Raw genomic sequence first — 15516 nt, 5'->3', positions numbered from 1 at the left:
CGTCTACCCGCCCACTCACACCACCACTTCACAAGTATCAGCCCCTACAGAAAGTGGAAACAATGTCGGCAACGATCGAACACACACCAGACAACGCGGCACCAGCTCAAGCGCCGGCGTCGGATCGCGCGTGGGCCCTGTTCCGTGCGCTCGACGGAAAGGGTCTCGTCCCGGAGGGTTACACCGAAGGGTGGAAGAAGACCTTCGAGGAGGACTTCAGCCCGAAACGCGGCGCCGAACTCGTTGCGCGAGCCTGGACCGACCCGGAATTCCGCGACCTGCTCCTCACCGACGGCACCGCGGCCGTGGACCAGTACGGCTATCTGGGACCGCAGGGCGAATACATCGTGGCGCTCGAAGACACCCCCACCCTCAAGAACGTCATCGTATGCTCCCTGTGCTCGTGCACCGCGTGGCCCATCCTCGGGTTGCCGCCGACCTGGTACAAGAGCTTCGAGTACCGCGCCCGCGTCGTCCGTGAACCTCGAAAAGTGCTGTCGGAGATGGGCACCGACATCCCGGAGAATGCCGAGATCCGCGTGTACGACACCACAGCCGAGACCCGCTACATCGTGCTCCCCCAGCGGCCGGCCGGCACCGAAGGCTGGAGCCGAGAGCAACTGCAACAGATCGTGACCAAGGACTGCCTCATTGGGGTCGCTGTCCCGCACGTCCCGGCCAACTGAACCACCGAACCGAAGGAGATAGACCCATGGATGGAGTACACGATCTCGCCGGTGTTCAAGGATTCGGCAAGGTGCCCCACACCGTCGACGCCGACATCGGCCCCACCTTCCACGCCGAGTGGGAACACCTGCCCTACAGCCTGCTCTTCCTCGGAGCGGCGGATCTGGGGGCATTCAGTGTCGACGAGGTCCGCCACGTCGTCGAACGGATGGAACCGCGCCACTACATGATGACGCCCTATTACGAGAGGTACGTCATCGGCGTTGCCACCCTCATGGTCGAGAAGGGAATCCTCACCCACGACGAGCTCGAAGTCCTCGCCGGGGGCCCGTTCCCCCTGTCCCGGCCGGCCGAGTCGGAGGGACGTCCTGCCCGCGCCGACACCACCACCTTCGAGGTCGGGCAGCGTGTCCGGGTCCGCGACGAGTACGTTCCCGGTCATATCCGGATGCCCGCCTACTGCCGCGGCAGGGTCGGGACCGTCACCCACCGCACCGGCGAGAAATGGCCGTTCCCCGACGCCATCGGCCACGGCCGCGCTGACGCCGGGGAGGAACCGACCTACCACGTCACGTTCGCGGCCGAGGACCTGTTCGGAGACGACACCGACGCCGGCAGCGTCGTAGTCGACCTGTTCGAGGGGTACCTCGAACCGGCAGCCTGACCCGCTGCCGCACTGTCACCAACGGCGTGGGCGGGTTCGCGTTCCCGCCCACGCCCTCCCTAGCCGGGATCTCCCCGACCGTCGGAAGGACTCCGAACAATGGCCGACACACGACTTCCTGTCACCGTGCTGTCAGGATTTCTGGGTGCAGGTAAAACCACCCTCCTCAACCAGGTCCTGCGAAACCGGGAGGGACGGCGGGTCGCCGTCATCGTCAACGACATGAGCGAGATCAACATCGACAGCGCCGAAGTCGAACGGGAGATCTCACTGAGCCGTTCACAAGAGAAGCTCGTCGAGATGACCAACGGCTGCATCTGCTGCACCCTGCGCGAGGACCTTCTCGCGGAAATCAGTGCGCTGGCCGCCGATGGACGATTCGACTACCTTTTGATCGAATCGTCCGGCATCTCCGAGCCGCTACCGGTCGCTGAAACGTTCACCTTCATCGACACCGACGGACACGCTCTGGCAGATATCGCCCGCCTGGACACCATGGTGACCGTCGTCGACGCCCACAGCTTCCTTCACGACTACCAGACCGGCGGCCGCGTCCAGACCGACGCACCCGACGACGAACGCGATATCTCCGACCTGCTGGTCGATCAGATCGAGTTCGCGGATGTCATTTTGGTCAGCAAAGCCGACCTCGTCACGTCGGAGCACCTGACCGAACTGACCGCAGTCCTGCGCTCACTCAACCCCACTGCGCGCATACAGTCGATGTCCCACGGCCAGATCCCCCTCGACACCATCTTGGACACCGGCCTGTTCTCCTTGGAGAAGGCCGCCCAGGCACCCGGCTGGCTCCAAGAACTACAGGGCGAACACACCCCCGAGACGGAGGAATACGGAATCAGTTCCCTCGTCTACCGTGAACGCGCCCCCTTCCACCCCGGGCGGCTGCACCAGTTCCTCACCAGCGAATGGACCAACGGTCGTCTTCTGCGTGCCAAAGGCTATTACTGGAACGCAAGCCGATTCACCGAAATCGGCAGCATCTCCCAGGCCGGCCACCTGATCCGACACGGCTACGTCGGACGCTGGTGGAAGTTCCTGCCCGAAACCTACTGGCCTGAGGACGACTACCGCCGCGCGGGGATTCTCGGCAAATGGGAAGAACCAGTTGGTGACTGCCGGCAAGAGCTGGTCTTCATCGGCCAGGGAATCGACCCCGACGCACTGCGCCACCAACTCGACGCGTGTCTGCTGACCACCGCCGAGATCGAACTCGGCCCCGACACCTGGACAACATGGCCCGACCCACTCGGCGACGGCCATACCGACCAGGTCACCAGCACCGTTGCCCAAACACACACCGCCTGACCCCGACACCACCTCGAGTTCCTACGCAACCACCTCGCGAATCCCCATAGGACTGGTAATGAAGTCGCGGGTGACCTGCTCGATGTCGGCGTCGGGCCGGTAGGAGACGAGCGCGATCAGCCGGTGCGAATCGTCGCTGTGTTCTGTCCAGATTCCATGGGTGGTGATCCCGTGCTTGCCGAGGCTGCTGATATGCCGGGGCCAGTGAACGTTCGCGTGCTGGTCGAGTGTTTCGGCGGTGCGCAGGGTGTAGGTCTTCAGTTCGAACATGCTGCGTCCTTTCACGGCGGGCCATTAGGCCGTCAACCCAAATGGCCCCCGACCAGATTGTGTCTCAGCTACCGGCGACGGTGGCCAGGTCGTCATGGCCCCATACCCACATCACATGTTCCCAGTAGTGCGGCACCGGGTGTTCGCCCTCACGGTCGACGCGACGACGCTGTACCTTGCCCCAGTCGTGGTTGGCACCCCACGCCTTCGCGAACGCGGCCGCCCGCGGTGCGTAGTAGCCGCCGAGAGACCAGCCGACGAGACCGATTCGGTCGGCATCGAGGGTGTCGATCGTCTCGAGATAGTCCACACAAGCGGCGGCCCATTCCTCGGTGGCGATATGCGCTGTGAGTCCCTGCAGGCGCAGTGCTTCGCCGCTGCCGGGGCAGCCCTCCGCCGCGAGCTGTTTCGTCATCGCGACCACCGCACCCTTGGAGGCGGTGTGCGCGAGCCGGGTGTTGGTGACCGAACCGGTCACCCCGGCCGTGGATCCGACCAGGATCACAGACGCATTCGCCGACTGCGCCAGGTACTTCCAGGCATGTTTGATCGGGAGGAACACGAGGTCGACTTCGTGGGCCATGACGAAACGCAACGCCGCCTCCCGGCCTTGCGCAGGCGGTGCCGGTGAGCACCGCGACCTTCCCGGCCAACCTGCCCTGTTGCATGGTCGTGCTCACTTGATCGCAATCGGGTTGACCGGGGCGCCGACGGCGCCGGTGACCTGATCGCCCTGCGAGGTGACGACCTGCCCTGCCCGGCGCCCGTTCCAGGCCCGTCCGTGGTCGAAGATGTGCCCGAGACCGTCCCATTGGGTCGAGCACTGCAGCGGCATCGCAATGACGTCGTCGGCGCCGCCGAGACCGTGCGGGAAGCCCTGGGTTGCAGTTCAGCCGCCCACGCCCCTCGCACCCTGAGCGGCGGCGATCGCGTCGCTCGTCGGATTCGAAAACTGTTCTGACAGTGCAGTATTGACGATAACAACCCAATCTGATCGCCTACGGACGGATCGGTCGGACGGCGACCGGTTTCGGCGCCGAATCCGGTCGCCGCTGCAACCGAGCCTCAACCGCATCAGTAACGCGCTGCGATAACGTCTTCGTCGAGAAATCCCGTCAATCCGCCACTGAAGACATCGTTGTCGTCGCCGGCGACCATATGCCCGGCCCCGGTCACGTCGATCAGCTTCGCGGACGGAATCAGCTCGAGCAGCTCCTTGGCGCCTTCCTCGCTGACCACTTTCGACTCCTTGCCACGCACCAGCATCGTGGGAACCGTGACCGCGGCCGCGGCCTTCCGTGCGCGTTCGTAGCGCACGATCGAATCCGCCTGACGAGTCGGTTCGTCGCCCTGGCGCAGGAACGCCGGATCCCAATGCCAGAACCAGCGGCCATCACGCAGACGCAGGTTCTTACGCAACCCGTCCGGGTTGGGCTTACGCACCCGGTTCGGGGTATACGCCGCGATCGCCGCCGCAGCCTCGTCGAGGCTCGCAAAACCCTCGAGGCCACTGCGCATGAACGCCATGATCTCCGCGGTGCCGCTGGTCTCGACCTTCGGTGCGATATCGACCAAGACCAGACCGCGAGCGAGATCCGGGTTCTCCCCCTGCCCGATCAGCGACGTCATCCCGCCCATCGAGGCACCGACGAGTACCGGCTTCTCCCCCAACTCCGAAACGACCGACGTCAGGTCGGCAACCAGTGCATCGATGCCGTAGTCCCCGTCCGGCGCCCACTGACTGTCCCCATGCCCGCGTGCGTCCACGGCGATGGCGGACCAGCCGTCCGCCGCCAGGCTGCGGCCGGTGTTTCGCCAGGAATGCCGCGTCTGCCCGCCGCCGTGCAGCAACAGCACCGAGCCTTTCCTGTCGACACCCGATCCGCCGGCGTCCTGGGACGGCGGATCCCACCGGTCGGCAGCGAGCGTGACACCGGCACCGCGGAGTTCGGACTGTGTGACTACGGGATCCATGGGTTCCTCACCAACATTATCGAACCGAGCATTCTTTATCATGTTGCACTACGGGGTGAACAATGATTCACCGCCCACTCGTTGCATGTTGTATCAAGACAGGTTGAACCTGGTTCAGCCGACTGCGTCGGTGTCTCTGAGTTTGGCCGACCCCGGTCGATGGGTCGACTCGCCAGATCAATCTCGCGCTCCCCGATGCGGTGCTCACCGCGAATTCACCCTCCTGCCGTGATGTCCCGATGAGGCAAAGGGGACGTCCCCACTTTTCGATTCTGTACACAGACGATCGTGTGGAGGTGACCATGCGTCGGAAGGAAGTGGCACCGGTGCCCCCACCCATCCGGTGGCGGCGGCTGCGCCCGTGGAGCCGCCACCACACGGGGGCATGGTCTTCGCCGGCAGCCCCGACGAGATCACTGAACGGATCGTGCGATACGCCGAGGGACAGTGTCGAATCCCGGAGGGCTGATGATTACCGATGCACTACTCGAACAGGTTGGGCAATCCATCCGTAACCCGGTTCGGGAACTTCGGCTCGCGCTTCTCGAGAAATGCGTCGACACCTTCACGCACGTCGTCCGCGGTGCCGCGGACGTAGATGCCGATCGACTCGGCCCTGTGCGCTACCTCGGGGTCGGACGCACCAAGCATCCGCCACATCAGCTGTCGGGTCAGAGCTGCCGACACCGGTGAGGTGCCGGAGACGAGTTCCCGCGCGATGTCGAGTGCCCGCTCGAGCACTTGATCGGCGGGTACGAGTTCACGGACGAGTCCTCGTTCGAGCGCTTCGACTGCCGAGACCATCTTGCCGCCCACTGTCCACTCGACGGCCGTCGAGATACCGACGGCCCGCGGAAGGAACCAGGTCGAGCAAGCCTCGGGGACCAGTCCGCGACGCGTGAACACGAACCCGAACTTCGCGGTTTCCGACGCGATGCGAATGTCGGCCGGCAGGGTCATGGTGACGCCGACACCCGCGGCCGGTCCGTTGATCGCGGCGATTACCGGCTTGAGGGAACGGTAGATTCTCAGCGAGACCTGCCCGCCCGTGTCGGCCGGTGCGCCTCCGGTCTCCGGGTCGTCATCCAGCACGAAGGTGTCGCCGCCGGCTGCGAGATCGGCTCCCGCACAGAAGGCCCGTCCCGTTCCGGTGATGACTACCGCACGGACCTCGTCGTCTGCGTCGGTCTCGTCGAAGATTTCGATGAGCCGATAGCACATCGCGTTGGTGAACGCATTGAGCTGGTCGGGACGGTTCAATCGCACAACCGCGATCTCCCCGTGCCGCTCGAGTATTAGTGCATCGTCGCTACCGGTCTCCGGCACGCTGACTCCTTCCTGAGTTCCCCGCCGGTTTCGGCTCAGCGGACCTTGTCGAATCGTTCTGCCACGTCCCGGTATTCGGACCGGATGGCAGTCTTCGAGAGCTTGCCGCTGGGGAGCCGCGGCAGCGGCTCGTCCCGGATCACCACGTAGCGCGGAACCTTGTAGTCGGCCACGAGCCGGTCGCAGTGTTCGATGATTGCCGCTGCATCGACGCCATCCTTCACCGTGACGATCGCCGCCGGGGTTTCGCCGAAGCGCTCGTCAGCGGCTGCGATGACAGCGACTTCCTCGACACCGGGAATCTCGGAGATGACCCGCTCGATTTCGACCGGCGAGATATTGATTCCTCCGGTGATGATGAGGTCTTTGAGCCGGTCGACGAACTTGACGCGTCCTTCGTCGTCGAGGGTGCCGAGGTCGCCGCTGTGCAGCCAGTTGTTCTGCAAGGCGGCCGCGGTCGACTCGGCGTCGTTCCAGTACCCGGGGGTGACGCCCGGACCGCGCAGGAGGATTTCGCCCTCTTCACCGGGAGCGGCATCGGTACCGTCTGGACGCACCACCTTCACTTCGGTGAAGATCGAGCCGGATCCACACGTGTCGGGGTGGTCGAAGGCTTCGGCGACGAGGGTGGCGGTGGCGACACCGCCGGCCTCGGTCATGCCATAGATCTGTCGCAGTGCGACGCCCTTGTCCGCCCAGTGCTGCAACAGTGCCGGAGCGACCGCGGCGCCGCCGACGATCGCGGTGCGCAGCGACGACAGGTCGGCGTCCGCGAACTCGGGTGAACGCGAGATCGCCTCGAAGATCAACGGCACACCGAAGATGGCCTGGACATCGTGTTCACCGAGAAGTTTGGCCGCGCGGCCCGGATCGAACTCCTTCTCGATGATCAGCTTTCCGCCGAGCACCGTTGTCATGACCAGCCCCCATACCAGGCCGGGGGTGAATACCAATGGCAACACCAGCAGTGATGTGGACCCGGGCCGGAAGCCTTCTTCGGTGAGTGACGCCTCGAAGGCGATATTGAGCAGCGTCCGGTTCGTGCAGATCACACCCTTGGACATCCCGGTGGAGCCACTAGTGAAGAGGAGGGCGGTCGGTTCGTCGGGTTCGAGATCGATGCGGAAGTCGTCCTGTCCTCCCGCGCGTAGCGGCGCGAGCTCGTCGAACGAGAGCGTGTCGAAGGTGCGACCCAGTTCACGGGCCGCGTCGACCGTCTGCGCGAACTCGTTCGGCATGACGACCAGGACGGCACCGGCGTCGTCGACAACCTTGCGGAGCTCCGCCGGCTTGAACCGTGGGTTGAGCGGGATCAGTACACCGCCGGCCTTGAGGACGCCCAGAGCGATCACCGGCCACGTCAGCGAATTCGGGCCTAGCACGCCGACTCGTTGACCCGGTTGGATTTCGAGGTCCACGATCTTCCGGGCGATTCGACTGGACCAGTCCTGGAGTTCGCGGTATGTGAGGGATTCACCCGCCACGACGAGCGCGTCCTGCTCTCCCTTGGTCTTCGCCCACCAATGTAATGCCGAGCCGACGGTGGCAGCCATTCGTCCTTACCTTTCGTGAGTCGCACATGTGCGATGTCGTTCTACCGGGGTCCTACCGGGCATGTGGGGTGCCTGACACAGAGCGCGGGCCGAATCGCATTTGTCGACAGATGTTTTCAGCGCGGATCGGACCAGGGAAGCCTGGCTCGTACGCCGTGCGACCCACGCTATATGGTCCAATTTGAGACGTCAATCAAGTCTTGTATTTTGCAAAACGGTGCGCTGTTACAGCAACGAGCCCCGCCGCGCACGCGGCCGCTCCCCCGACCGCGAACACCACGATGTACGCCTGTTCTGTGGGCGTCGAGGTGCCCGGGATCGTGATGGTCGCGAGCAACACCGCAACGAAGGCACTGGCCAGTGAACTTCCGAATGTCCGGGCGATCGCGTTGATGCCGTTCACCGCCCCTGTGCTTCCCGGAGGACTGCTGCCGATGAGCATCGACGGCAGCGCACCGTAGGCGACTATGACGAAGACATTGATCACCGCAACCGCCGTAATCACCTGCCACGTGTAGTCGTGAGCAAGTATCAGCATCACGAATCCGCACACACCGACGGCGCAGGCTGCGGTGAGTACCTTGTGGGCGGGGAACCGTCGGACTACGAGTCCACTGAGGGCTGCCGCAGCCGTACCGGCAATCTGTCCGGGTAGCAGGTACACCAGACTGGTCTCGAGTACCGACGCATCGAACCCGTATCCCGCTTCCTGTCGGGAGATCTGCACGAACGTTGCGATGGCCAGGAACTGCACGAACATCGCGACACCCACCAGGAAAGCCGCGACATGTGCCGGAGCCACCAACCGCGCCGTCAGAAGCGCCGGAGCAATTAGCGGTGAAGTGGTCCTCCGTTCGTGCCGGTACCAGGCGGCAAGCACCAGCGCACCGGTGACAGCGCAACCGAGTGTCCGCAGCGACAGCCATCCCCACGTCCCACCTTGCGCCAACGCCAACAGCAGCCCCGGCAGGCCGAACGCGAGCCCGACCATACCCCAGAAGTCGAACCCGTCGCGCGGTCCCGACCCCGGGGTATGCGGAATAACGCGCCACCCGACGACCATTGCTAACACTGTGAGTACCAACAGCATCCAGAAGACACGTCGATAGTCGGCCCCTTCGGTGTACAGGAGTCCGGCCGCGATCATTCCCACACCGCCGCCGACACTCAATGCCCCAGACATGACGCCGAGCGCCATCGGAACACGGTGCGCCCCCAGTGCGCCTCGCACTACCGCCACACCGACGGGGAACAACGCGTACGACACTCCCTGCAGAACTCGACCGGCGATGAGTGACGGCAACCCGTTCCACGCGACACACAGCACCGAGCCGATCAGTACCGCGCCCAGCACGGCGAGCATCACCCTCCGTGGACCATGTCGATCGGCGAGGTGACCCAACAGTGGTGTACACACGGCGGCTGCAAGGAGATTCGCTGTCACTGTCCAACCGACAGCATCCGTGCCCACGTCGAGCTGCACCGCGATTGCCGGCAGGAGCGGTACCACGGCGGTCTGCATCATCGACGTGATCATCACGATGAAGCAGAGCGCCGGGACCAGCACCGCCGATCCACGTGCCGTCTCTTGGGCGGCGAGATGGGCCGTATCGGGCGCCTGGGTCACGGCATCTCCTCGCTGCGGTGCCGGTCAGAGATCGAGCACGAGTTTTGCTGTGCAGCTTCGTGATACACAGATCATCATGCAGTCGTTCTCGGCCTGTTCGTCTTCCGTGAGGATCGAGTCGCGATGTTCGGGAACGCCCTCCAGGACGCGGGTTTCGCACGTCCCGCACGTACCCTCACGGCACGAGAAGGGGGCGTCGACACCGGACCGGAGTACGGCGTCGAGCACGCTTTCCTTCGCATCGACGGTGATGGTCCTGCCCGCGCGCCGGAGTTCGGCCTCGAACGATCCGTCGACCGCATCGGCCGGCCGCTCCTTGGCAGCGAACCGCTCGACGTACAGTCTCACGTTCGGATGCGCGAGGCATTCGTTTTCGATCGCCTGCAGGAGCGGCTCCGGTCCGCAGCAGTACACCCCGGTGCCGTCGGGGACGGCGACGAGGGCAGCGGGAAGGTCGAGGATTCCGCATTCGTCCTGGGGTCGCAGCTCGATTCGGCCGGGGTACCGAGCGACCAGCTCGTCGGCAAAAGCCATGCTGGTGCGTGTTCGGCCGCCGTACAGCAGGCGCCAGTCGGCGCCGGCAACTTCGGCCGAACGGAGCATCGGCAACAGGGGCGTAATGCCGATACCGCCCGCGACGAAAAGGTAGGACTGCGCGGGTTCGAGGGTGAAATTGTTGCGCGGACCTGCGATCGCGACCAGGTCTCCGACTTGCAGCGAGTCGTGCACCCAGCGCGATCCACCGCGGCCGTCCGCTTCGCGGAGCACCGCGATCGCCAAGGAGGTGGTGTCGGATGCGTCGCCACACAGGGAGTATTGCCGAACCGTCGACCTGTCGATGATCACGTCGATATGCGCTCCGGGCTCCCATGTCGGGACAGCGCCGCCATCGGGATCCGCGAGTCGAACTGCCATGACCCCGTGAGCAAGCACGTCTTTGCCGATCACTCGCATTTTGCGTTGTTCGGTGTTGGTGCTTCTGGTCATCGGCGCTCTCGTTCCCATAGACTTCACCTGCCCTATAATCTTAAGCAGTTAGGTTTACGGGACGCAAGCCTGGCCACCGATATCCACGACGCACACAGGAGATCGCCATGACCCCACACTCATCGCCGGACCAGAGTGACACGGTCCTCGACCTGTTCAGACTCGACGGATCCGTCGCTGTCGTGACCGGCGCCGGCAGCGGCCTGGGCGCCGGATTCGCCCGCGCGCTCGCCGAGGCAGGTGCCGACGTGGTGATCGCCGCACGCCGGCGCGAAAACCTCGAAGCCGTCGCGGTGACAGTAGAGGCCACCGGTCGCCGCTGCCTGGTCGTACCTACCGACGTCACTGTGCCCGAGCAGTGCGACGCGCTTGCCCAGGCCGCTGTCGCCGAGTTCGGCCGCCTCGACATCCTGATCAACAACGCCGGAGTCACCAGCTCCGCGCCTGCGACACGCGAGCGCCCCGAGGACTTCCGCGCAGTCCTCGACGTGAACCTGATGGGCAGCTATTGGGTAGCGCAAGCGTGTGGACGCGTGATGGGCCCGGGCTCGACCATCGTCAATGTCGCGAGCATGCTCGGCCTCATAAAATCGGCACTTCCCCAAGCTGCATACGCGGCCAGTAAAGCGGGAATGATCGGCCTGACCCGCGACCTGTCGCATCAGTGGTCGAAGCGAAAGGGAATCCGCGTCAATGCGATCGCGCCAGGATTCGTGGAGACCGACCTGATCTCCGAGATGTCGTCGGATACGCTCGACGAGTTCCTGCGCGGCAGTTCTCTCGGCCGCACCGCTACACAGCGCGAGATCGACGGAGCCGTGGTGTTCCTCGCCAGTCGCGCCTCGGGCTACATCACCGGCTCGACGCTCGCCGTCGACGGCGGCACTTCCGGACACTGATTCCCGACGAGGAAGGACCATGCAACCATGACGTACTCCACCAAGGTGACCACCCTCCGCGGCGACGGCGTTTCACTGGTTGCCGACCTGTGGGAACCCCGGCGGGAACCGAAAGGCACGGTCCTGCTGCTCCACGGCGGCGGCCAAACCAGGCACTCGTGGCAGCGCACCGGAATACGGCTGGCCCAGCAGAGTTGTCGCGCGTATTGCATCGACGCACGCGGCCACGGCGACAGCCAGTGGTCGACCGACGGCGACTACAGCCCCGACGCGCACGCCCGCGACATTCGCGCAGTCGTCGCCGACCTCGGTGAACCCCCGGTGCTCGTCGGAGCGTCCATGGGCGGCATGGCCTCACTTGTCGCATCAGGCGACGAACCAGGTATTGCCCGGGCGCTGGTCCTGGTGGACATCACCCCGAAGGCCGAACCGGAGGGTCTCGCCAAGATCACCGAATTCATGCAAGCCGGTTTGTCCGGCTTCGACAGCCTCGAGGACGCGCTCGGAGCAGTGATCGAATACAACCCGCACCGGAGTCGCGCGCCGCGGGTGGAGGGTTTGCGCAAGAACCTGCGTGAGCACGACGGTCGTTGGTACTGGCATTGGGATCCGCGAATGCTGTCGGATAGGACGAATTCGGCGGACGCGACGGCCGCGCGCGAAATTCGTGCCCGCGCCGCGGCGCGGGCGATCAGAGTCCCGACGTTACTCATCCGTGGCGCCCAGTCCGATGTGGTCAGTCCGGAAGGAGCGCGCGAACTCCTGGAGCTGATTCCGGGGTCGCGCTATATCGATGTGGGCGGCGCGGGGCACATGGTGGGCGGCGACGACAACGACGTCTCGAGTCGAGGCTTGGTGGAGTTCCTCGACGAGGCGGTTCTCACCGTATGACCACCTTACCGACGGGAACATATACCATTCTGACCATCTGCCGTGCCGACCAGGCTCGGCGTACTGCTCGAACCGAAAGCGAGATATGGCCCGACCGTCGAAACCTCTGATCAGTCGCGCAGCCGCCGTGGCAGCGTCCATCGAGATCATCGACTCCGAGGGACTCGATGCGTTCAGCCTGCCACGCCTGGCTAAACACATCGGAGTGCGTGCACCCTCGCTCTACCATCATTTCTCCGACAAATCGGAGATTCTCGAAGCGGTCGCTCGACAGATCGCCGGCGCCGGAAACCTACCGCGACGCAAGCCCGGCCCGGACTGGCCCGAATTCTTCGTGACGCTGAGCATGAACCTTCGCCGGTCGATCCTCAAACACCGCAACGCCGCGCCGATCCTGCTGCAATATCTGCCCCGTGACCTGCTGATCGGCACCTACGAGGACACCGCCCGGTTTCTCGAGGAGTCCGGAGTGCCCGCGCACCTGCACGTCCAGATTCTCGACGGTATGGAGCGCCTGACGCTCGGCGCGGTGCTCACCGAGGCGATGCGCAAGCCGAGCACCAAGTCCACGATCTTCCCGAACGTCGACCCGGAGTCGCAGCCCCTGCTGTCCAAAGCACTCGGCGCAAACGAGATGACCTCCCGGCAGTTGTTCGAAGAAATGATTCGCAGCTTCCTGCACGGCGTGGTGCGCAACGAGAACATCGCGATCACGGAAGCCGCGCCCTCCGGCAATGTCAAGCTGTCGGCCAACTGAGCGAGTCCGCCGTTCCCCGCGCGAACCGCCCACGACGCACCGGTGCCCCACGGATCGAATCCGTGGGGCACCGCGTTCTGCAGACCTACTGGGAAGGAGCAGGCAGGTGGACGGTCTTGGTCTCGAAGAACTCTTCGAGACCTTCGATGCCGCCTTCCCGCCCGACGCCCGACTGCTTGTAACCACCGAATGGCAGGGTGAAGTCCATCGTCGCGGTGTTGACGCTGATGGTCCCGGTACGGATGCGCCGTGCGACCTCGAAACCGTGGTCGAGATCCTCGGTGTAGACGGCGCCCGACAGTCCGTACACCGAGTTGTTGGCGATCGCGATTGCGTCTTCCTCGTCCTCGTAGGTGATCACCGAGATGACCGGCCCGAAGACCTCCTCCTGCGCGATACGTGAATCCGGCTGCACGTCGTCGATCAGGGTGGCTGCGACGAAGAAGCCCGTATCGAGGCCTTCGGGGCGGCCACCACCGAGCACAACCTTCGCGCCGTCTTCCTTCGCGATGTCGATGTAGCCGAGCACGCGGTCCTGCTGACGCTTGGAGGCGAGCGGGCCGAGGAAGTTGGTCGGCTCCCACGGATTGCCCATCGGCAGAGATCCGTACGCAGCCTTCAGTGCCTCGACCACCTCGTCGTGACGTTTGTGTGAGACGAGCACGCGGGTCAGCGCGATGCAGGCCTGACCGGATTGCATGCAGCCACCCATGGGCAGCGTCTGCAGCACGTGGTTGATGTCTGCGTCGTCGAGGATGATCGCCGCGGACTTGCCACCGAGTTCGAGCGACACGCGTGCGATGCGCTCGCCGGCCAGGGACATGATGCGCCGGCCCGCGGCGGTGCTGCCGGTGAACGTGACGTGGTCGACGTCCGGGTTGGTCACGAGGGACTCCGACACCTCGCGGTCGGCACACAGCACACTCACTACACCCTCGGGGATGCGACCTTCCGCGACCAGCTCGGCAATGATGTCCGCGAAAACCGACGGTGAGATCGGCGCCTCGGGTGCGGTCTTGAGCACGACCGAGCAGCCCGCGGCGAGCGCCGGCGCGAGCTTGAACGCGATCGTGCCGATCGGCCCGTTCCAGGGGATGATCGCGGCGACCACACCCGTCGGTTCCTTGATGATGCGTGAAATGCCGCCGTCGGCCCGGGATCGCTCTTCGCCGACCTCGAACTCGCGGGCTACCGCGGCAACGGCCCGGAACAGGCCGCCGGTCATCTGCTGGGTCGGGCGGCTGACGCTGACCGGCACCCCGACCTCGATGACGCCGATCGGCGTCAGTTCGTCCACGCGCTGCTCGAGACGGTCCGCGATGGCATCGAGAACGTCGGCGCGCTCGGCTATGGTGCGCGACGCCCATTCACCCGTGTCGAACGACTCACGCGCAGCGGCAACCGCCTTGGTGACGTCTTCGACGGTGGCGGTGCGGACGCGTGCGACCTTCTCTTCGGTGAACGAGTCGACGACATCGACCCATTCGTCACCGGTCGAGTCGACCCAACGGCCGCCGATGAAGATTTGTTCGCGATCGGCGATCGACGGGGTCGTCGTACCGGTTGCGGTTTCGGTGGTGGTCATCAGTGAAGCTCCTTCGCTTTCAACGGATGTTGTAGCCGGCATCGACGGGGAATGTGACTCCGGTGACGTAGCGGGCCTCGTCGGAAGCGAGGTACACGATCGCGTTGCTGATGTCGACTGCCTCGATCAGCTCGACGGGCATCGGGTTCTTGTACGACTCGTCGGCGGCGACCTCTGGGTGGGCGTTGACGAACTCGCCGTACTCGGCGTTCGCGACCATCGGAGTGTTCACGCCTGTCGGATGCACGGTGTTGACCCGGATGCTGTGGGGCGCGAGTTGTTTCGCATACAGCCGCATGAGGCCGACGACACCGTGCTTGGCCGCGCTGTACCCGGCTTGGCCAGGCAAGGTGTTGAGACCGATGCTCGTCAGGCCGGCGGCCGAGCTGGTGATAATGATCGAGCCACCCTCACCCCGTTCGACGAGATTCGGCACGGTCACGTCGAGCACGTGCCACACACCTGTGAGCATGGTGTCGATCGCGTCGTGCCAGGCCTGCCGCTGCTCGCCCGGTCCGATGACGGGCATGATGCCGGCGTTCGGCAGTACGATGTCCACCTTGCCGAACTGTGCGATACCCGCGTCGTACGCAGCTTGGACGTCTTCGAGGTTGCGGACGTCTCCAACCAACGCAACGATGGCGCCTCCGGCCTCCTTCACGAGGCGTTCGGTTTCTGCGAGATCGTCTGAGGTCGCCAGCGGGTAGAACACGGTCGGAATCTGGTCGCAGATGTCCATCGCGATGATGGACGCACCTTCCTCCGCGAGCCGGACGGCATGCGACCTGCCCTGACCGCGCGCCGCGCCGGTGATGAATGCGACCTTGCCATCGAGCCGTCCCATGGATAGTCCTCTCCGAGTGTAGGTTCCGCCTAGTGGTGCACAGAGGCAACGTGCGCGATGATCGGATGATCGAATCGAAATCGGCACACCAACTGTGAGCCACAACACAGACCGTAGTTGCCTACA

At 64.6% G+C, this 15516-nt stretch carries 16 protein-coding genes; 6 read left to right on the top strand and 10 right to left on the bottom strand.

Annotated elements, in window-relative coordinates; all coding sequences use genetic code 11:
* Window positions 1-62: 62 nt before the first annotated feature.
* The 3 genes from nthA to zigA all read left to right on the top strand — a co-directional run bounded on the left by nthA (window position 63) and on the right by zigA (window position 2677).
* Window positions 63-686 carry a nitrile hydratase subunit alpha gene (gene nthA, locus QM693_RS09350; protein WP_283352117.1) on the top strand — a complete coding sequence of 208 codons (624 nt, stop codon included), beginning with the start codon at window positions 63-65 and terminating at the stop codon, window positions 684-686.
* Window positions 687-712: 26 nt separating this feature from the next.
* The gene (gene nthB / locus QM693_RS09345) at window positions 713-1351 is read left to right on the top strand and encodes a nitrile hydratase subunit beta (protein WP_283333954.1); all 639 of its coding nucleotides are present in this window, start codon (window positions 713-715) and stop codon (window positions 1349-1351) included.
* Window positions 1352-1450: 99 nt separating this feature from the next.
* Entirely contained in the window at window positions 1451-2677 is a 1227-nt protein-coding gene (gene zigA, locus QM693_RS09340) for a zinc metallochaperone GTPase ZigA (protein WP_283352116.1), read from the top strand.
* Window positions 2678-2698: 21 nt separating this feature from the next.
* Here the strand turns inward: zigA and QM693_RS09335 are convergent, their stop codons facing one another.
* The 8 genes from QM693_RS09335 to QM693_RS09300 all read right to left on the bottom strand — a co-directional run bounded on the left by QM693_RS09335 (window position 2699) and on the right by QM693_RS09300 (window position 10414).
* A complete protein-coding gene (locus QM693_RS09335) occupies window positions 2699-2947 on the bottom strand; it encodes an NIPSNAP family protein (protein ID WP_283352115.1) in 249 nt (82 codons plus the stop codon).
* 64 nt (window positions 2948-3011) lie between these two features.
* Window positions 3012-3530, bottom strand: a complete 519-nt coding sequence (locus tag QM693_RS09330; RefSeq protein ID WP_283352114.1) for a hypothetical protein — start codon at window positions 3528-3530, stop codon at window positions 3012-3014.
* A 93-nt stretch (window positions 3531-3623) separates the two neighbouring features.
* Window positions 3624-3782, bottom strand: coding sequence for a hypothetical protein (locus tag QM693_RS09325; RefSeq protein WP_283352113.1), 159 nt, complete (start codon window positions 3780-3782; stop codon window positions 3624-3626).
* 239 nt (window positions 3783-4021) lie between these two features.
* On the bottom strand, window positions 4022-4921 hold the full coding sequence (locus tag QM693_RS09320; protein WP_283352112.1) for an alpha/beta fold hydrolase: 900 nt from the start codon (window positions 4919-4921) through the stop codon (window positions 4022-4024).
* 483 nt (window positions 4922-5404) lie between these two features.
* Window positions 5405-6247, bottom strand: a complete 843-nt coding sequence (locus QM693_RS09315) for an enoyl-CoA hydratase-related protein (RefSeq protein WP_283352111.1) — start codon at window positions 6245-6247, stop codon at window positions 5405-5407.
* A gap of 35 nt (window positions 6248-6282) precedes the next feature.
* Window positions 6283-7800, bottom strand: coding sequence for a class I adenylate-forming enzyme family protein (locus tag QM693_RS09310; protein WP_283352110.1), 1518 nt, complete (start codon window positions 7798-7800; stop codon window positions 6283-6285).
* A gap of 193 nt (window positions 7801-7993) precedes the next feature.
* Window positions 7994-9427, bottom strand: coding sequence for an MFS transporter (locus tag QM693_RS09305; protein WP_283352109.1), 1434 nt, complete (start codon window positions 9425-9427; stop codon window positions 7994-7996).
* Window positions 9428-9451: 24 nt separating this feature from the next.
* Window positions 9452-10414, bottom strand: coding sequence for a PDR/VanB family oxidoreductase (locus QM693_RS09300; RefSeq protein WP_283352108.1), 963 nt, complete (start codon window positions 10412-10414; stop codon window positions 9452-9454).
* A 107-nt stretch (window positions 10415-10521) separates the two neighbouring features.
* Between QM693_RS09300 and QM693_RS09295 the strand changes: the two genes are divergently transcribed.
* The 3 genes from QM693_RS09295 to QM693_RS09285 all read left to right on the top strand — a co-directional run bounded on the left by QM693_RS09295 (window position 10522) and on the right by QM693_RS09285 (window position 12961).
* Complete coding sequence (locus QM693_RS09295) at window positions 10522-11313, top strand: SDR family NAD(P)-dependent oxidoreductase (protein WP_283352107.1); 792 nt, start codon at window positions 10522-10524, stop codon at window positions 11311-11313.
* A 27-nt stretch (window positions 11314-11340) separates the two neighbouring features.
* On the top strand, window positions 11341-12204 hold the full coding sequence (locus QM693_RS09290; protein ID WP_283352106.1) for an alpha/beta fold hydrolase: 864 nt from the start codon (window positions 11341-11343) through the stop codon (window positions 12202-12204).
* 85 nt (window positions 12205-12289) lie between these two features.
* Window positions 12290-12961 carry a TetR family transcriptional regulator gene (locus tag QM693_RS09285; protein ID WP_283352105.1) on the top strand — a complete coding sequence of 224 codons (672 nt, stop codon included), beginning with the start codon at window positions 12290-12292 and terminating at the stop codon, window positions 12959-12961.
* An 85-nt stretch (window positions 12962-13046) separates the two neighbouring features.
* On the opposite strand, the gene QM693_RS09280 is transcribed toward QM693_RS09285, so the two are convergent.
* Window positions 13047-14546: an aldehyde dehydrogenase gene (locus QM693_RS09280; protein ID WP_283352104.1), complete on the bottom strand. Its 1500-nt coding sequence runs from the start codon at window positions 14544-14546 to the stop codon at window positions 13047-13049.
* Window positions 14547-14565: 19 nt separating this feature from the next.
* A complete protein-coding gene (locus QM693_RS09275; RefSeq protein ID WP_283352103.1) occupies window positions 14566-15390 on the bottom strand; it encodes a mycofactocin-coupled SDR family oxidoreductase in 825 nt (274 codons plus the stop codon).
* Window positions 15391-15516 lie beyond the last annotated feature (126 nt).

It is taken from the genome of Rhodococcus sp. IEGM 1305, assembly GCF_030058635.1.
GTDB lineage: Bacteria > Actinomycetota > Actinomycetes > Mycobacteriales > Mycobacteriaceae > Rhodococcus_F > Rhodococcus_F opacus_D.
This window is presented reverse-complemented; position numbering and strand designations above follow the sequence as displayed.

Coding starts and splice junctions, on each gene's coding strand:
- QM693_RS09320 (WP_283352112.1), bottom strand. CDS start 4,921: ATGGATCCCGTAGTCACACAGTCCGAACTCCGCGGTGCCGGTGTCACG.
- QM693_RS09285 (WP_283352105.1), top strand. CDS start 12,290: ATGGCCCGACCGTCGAAACCTCTGATCAGTCGCGCAGCCGCCGTGGCA.
- QM693_RS09295 (WP_283352107.1), top strand. CDS start 10,522: ATGACCCCACACTCATCGCCGGACCAGAGTGACACGGTCCTCGACCTG.
- QM693_RS09280 (WP_283352104.1), bottom strand. CDS start 14,546: ATGACCACCACCGAAACCGCAACCGGTACGACGACCCCGTCGATCGCC.
- QM693_RS09290 (WP_283352106.1), top strand. CDS start 11,341: ATGACGTACTCCACCAAGGTGACCACCCTCCGCGGCGACGGCGTTTCA.
- QM693_RS09300 (WP_283352108.1), bottom strand. CDS start 10,414: ATGACCAGAAGCACCAACACCGAACAACGCAAAATGCGAGTGATCGGC.
- QM693_RS09325 (WP_283352113.1), bottom strand. CDS start 3,782: ATGCCGCTGCAGTGCTCGACCCAATGGGACGGTCTCGGGCACATCTTC.
- zigA (WP_283352116.1), top strand. CDS start 1,451: ATGGCCGACACACGACTTCCTGTCACCGTGCTGTCAGGATTTCTGGGT.
- QM693_RS09275 (WP_283352103.1), bottom strand. CDS start 15,390: ATGGGACGGCTCGATGGCAAGGTCGCATTCATCACCGGCGCGGCGCGC.
- QM693_RS09335 (WP_283352115.1), bottom strand. CDS start 2,947: ATGTTCGAACTGAAGACCTACACCCTGCGCACCGCCGAAACACTCGAC.
- nthB (WP_283333954.1), top strand. CDS start 713: ATGGATGGAGTACACGATCTCGCCGGTGTTCAAGGATTCGGCAAGGTG.
- nthA (WP_283352117.1), top strand. CDS start 63: ATGTCGGCAACGATCGAACACACACCAGACAACGCGGCACCAGCTCAA.
- QM693_RS09330 (WP_283352114.1), bottom strand. CDS start 3,530: ATGGCCCACGAAGTCGACCTCGTGTTCCTCCCGATCAAACATGCCTGG.
- QM693_RS09310 (WP_283352110.1), bottom strand. CDS start 7,800: ATGGCTGCCACCGTCGGCTCGGCATTACATTGGTGGGCGAAGACCAAG.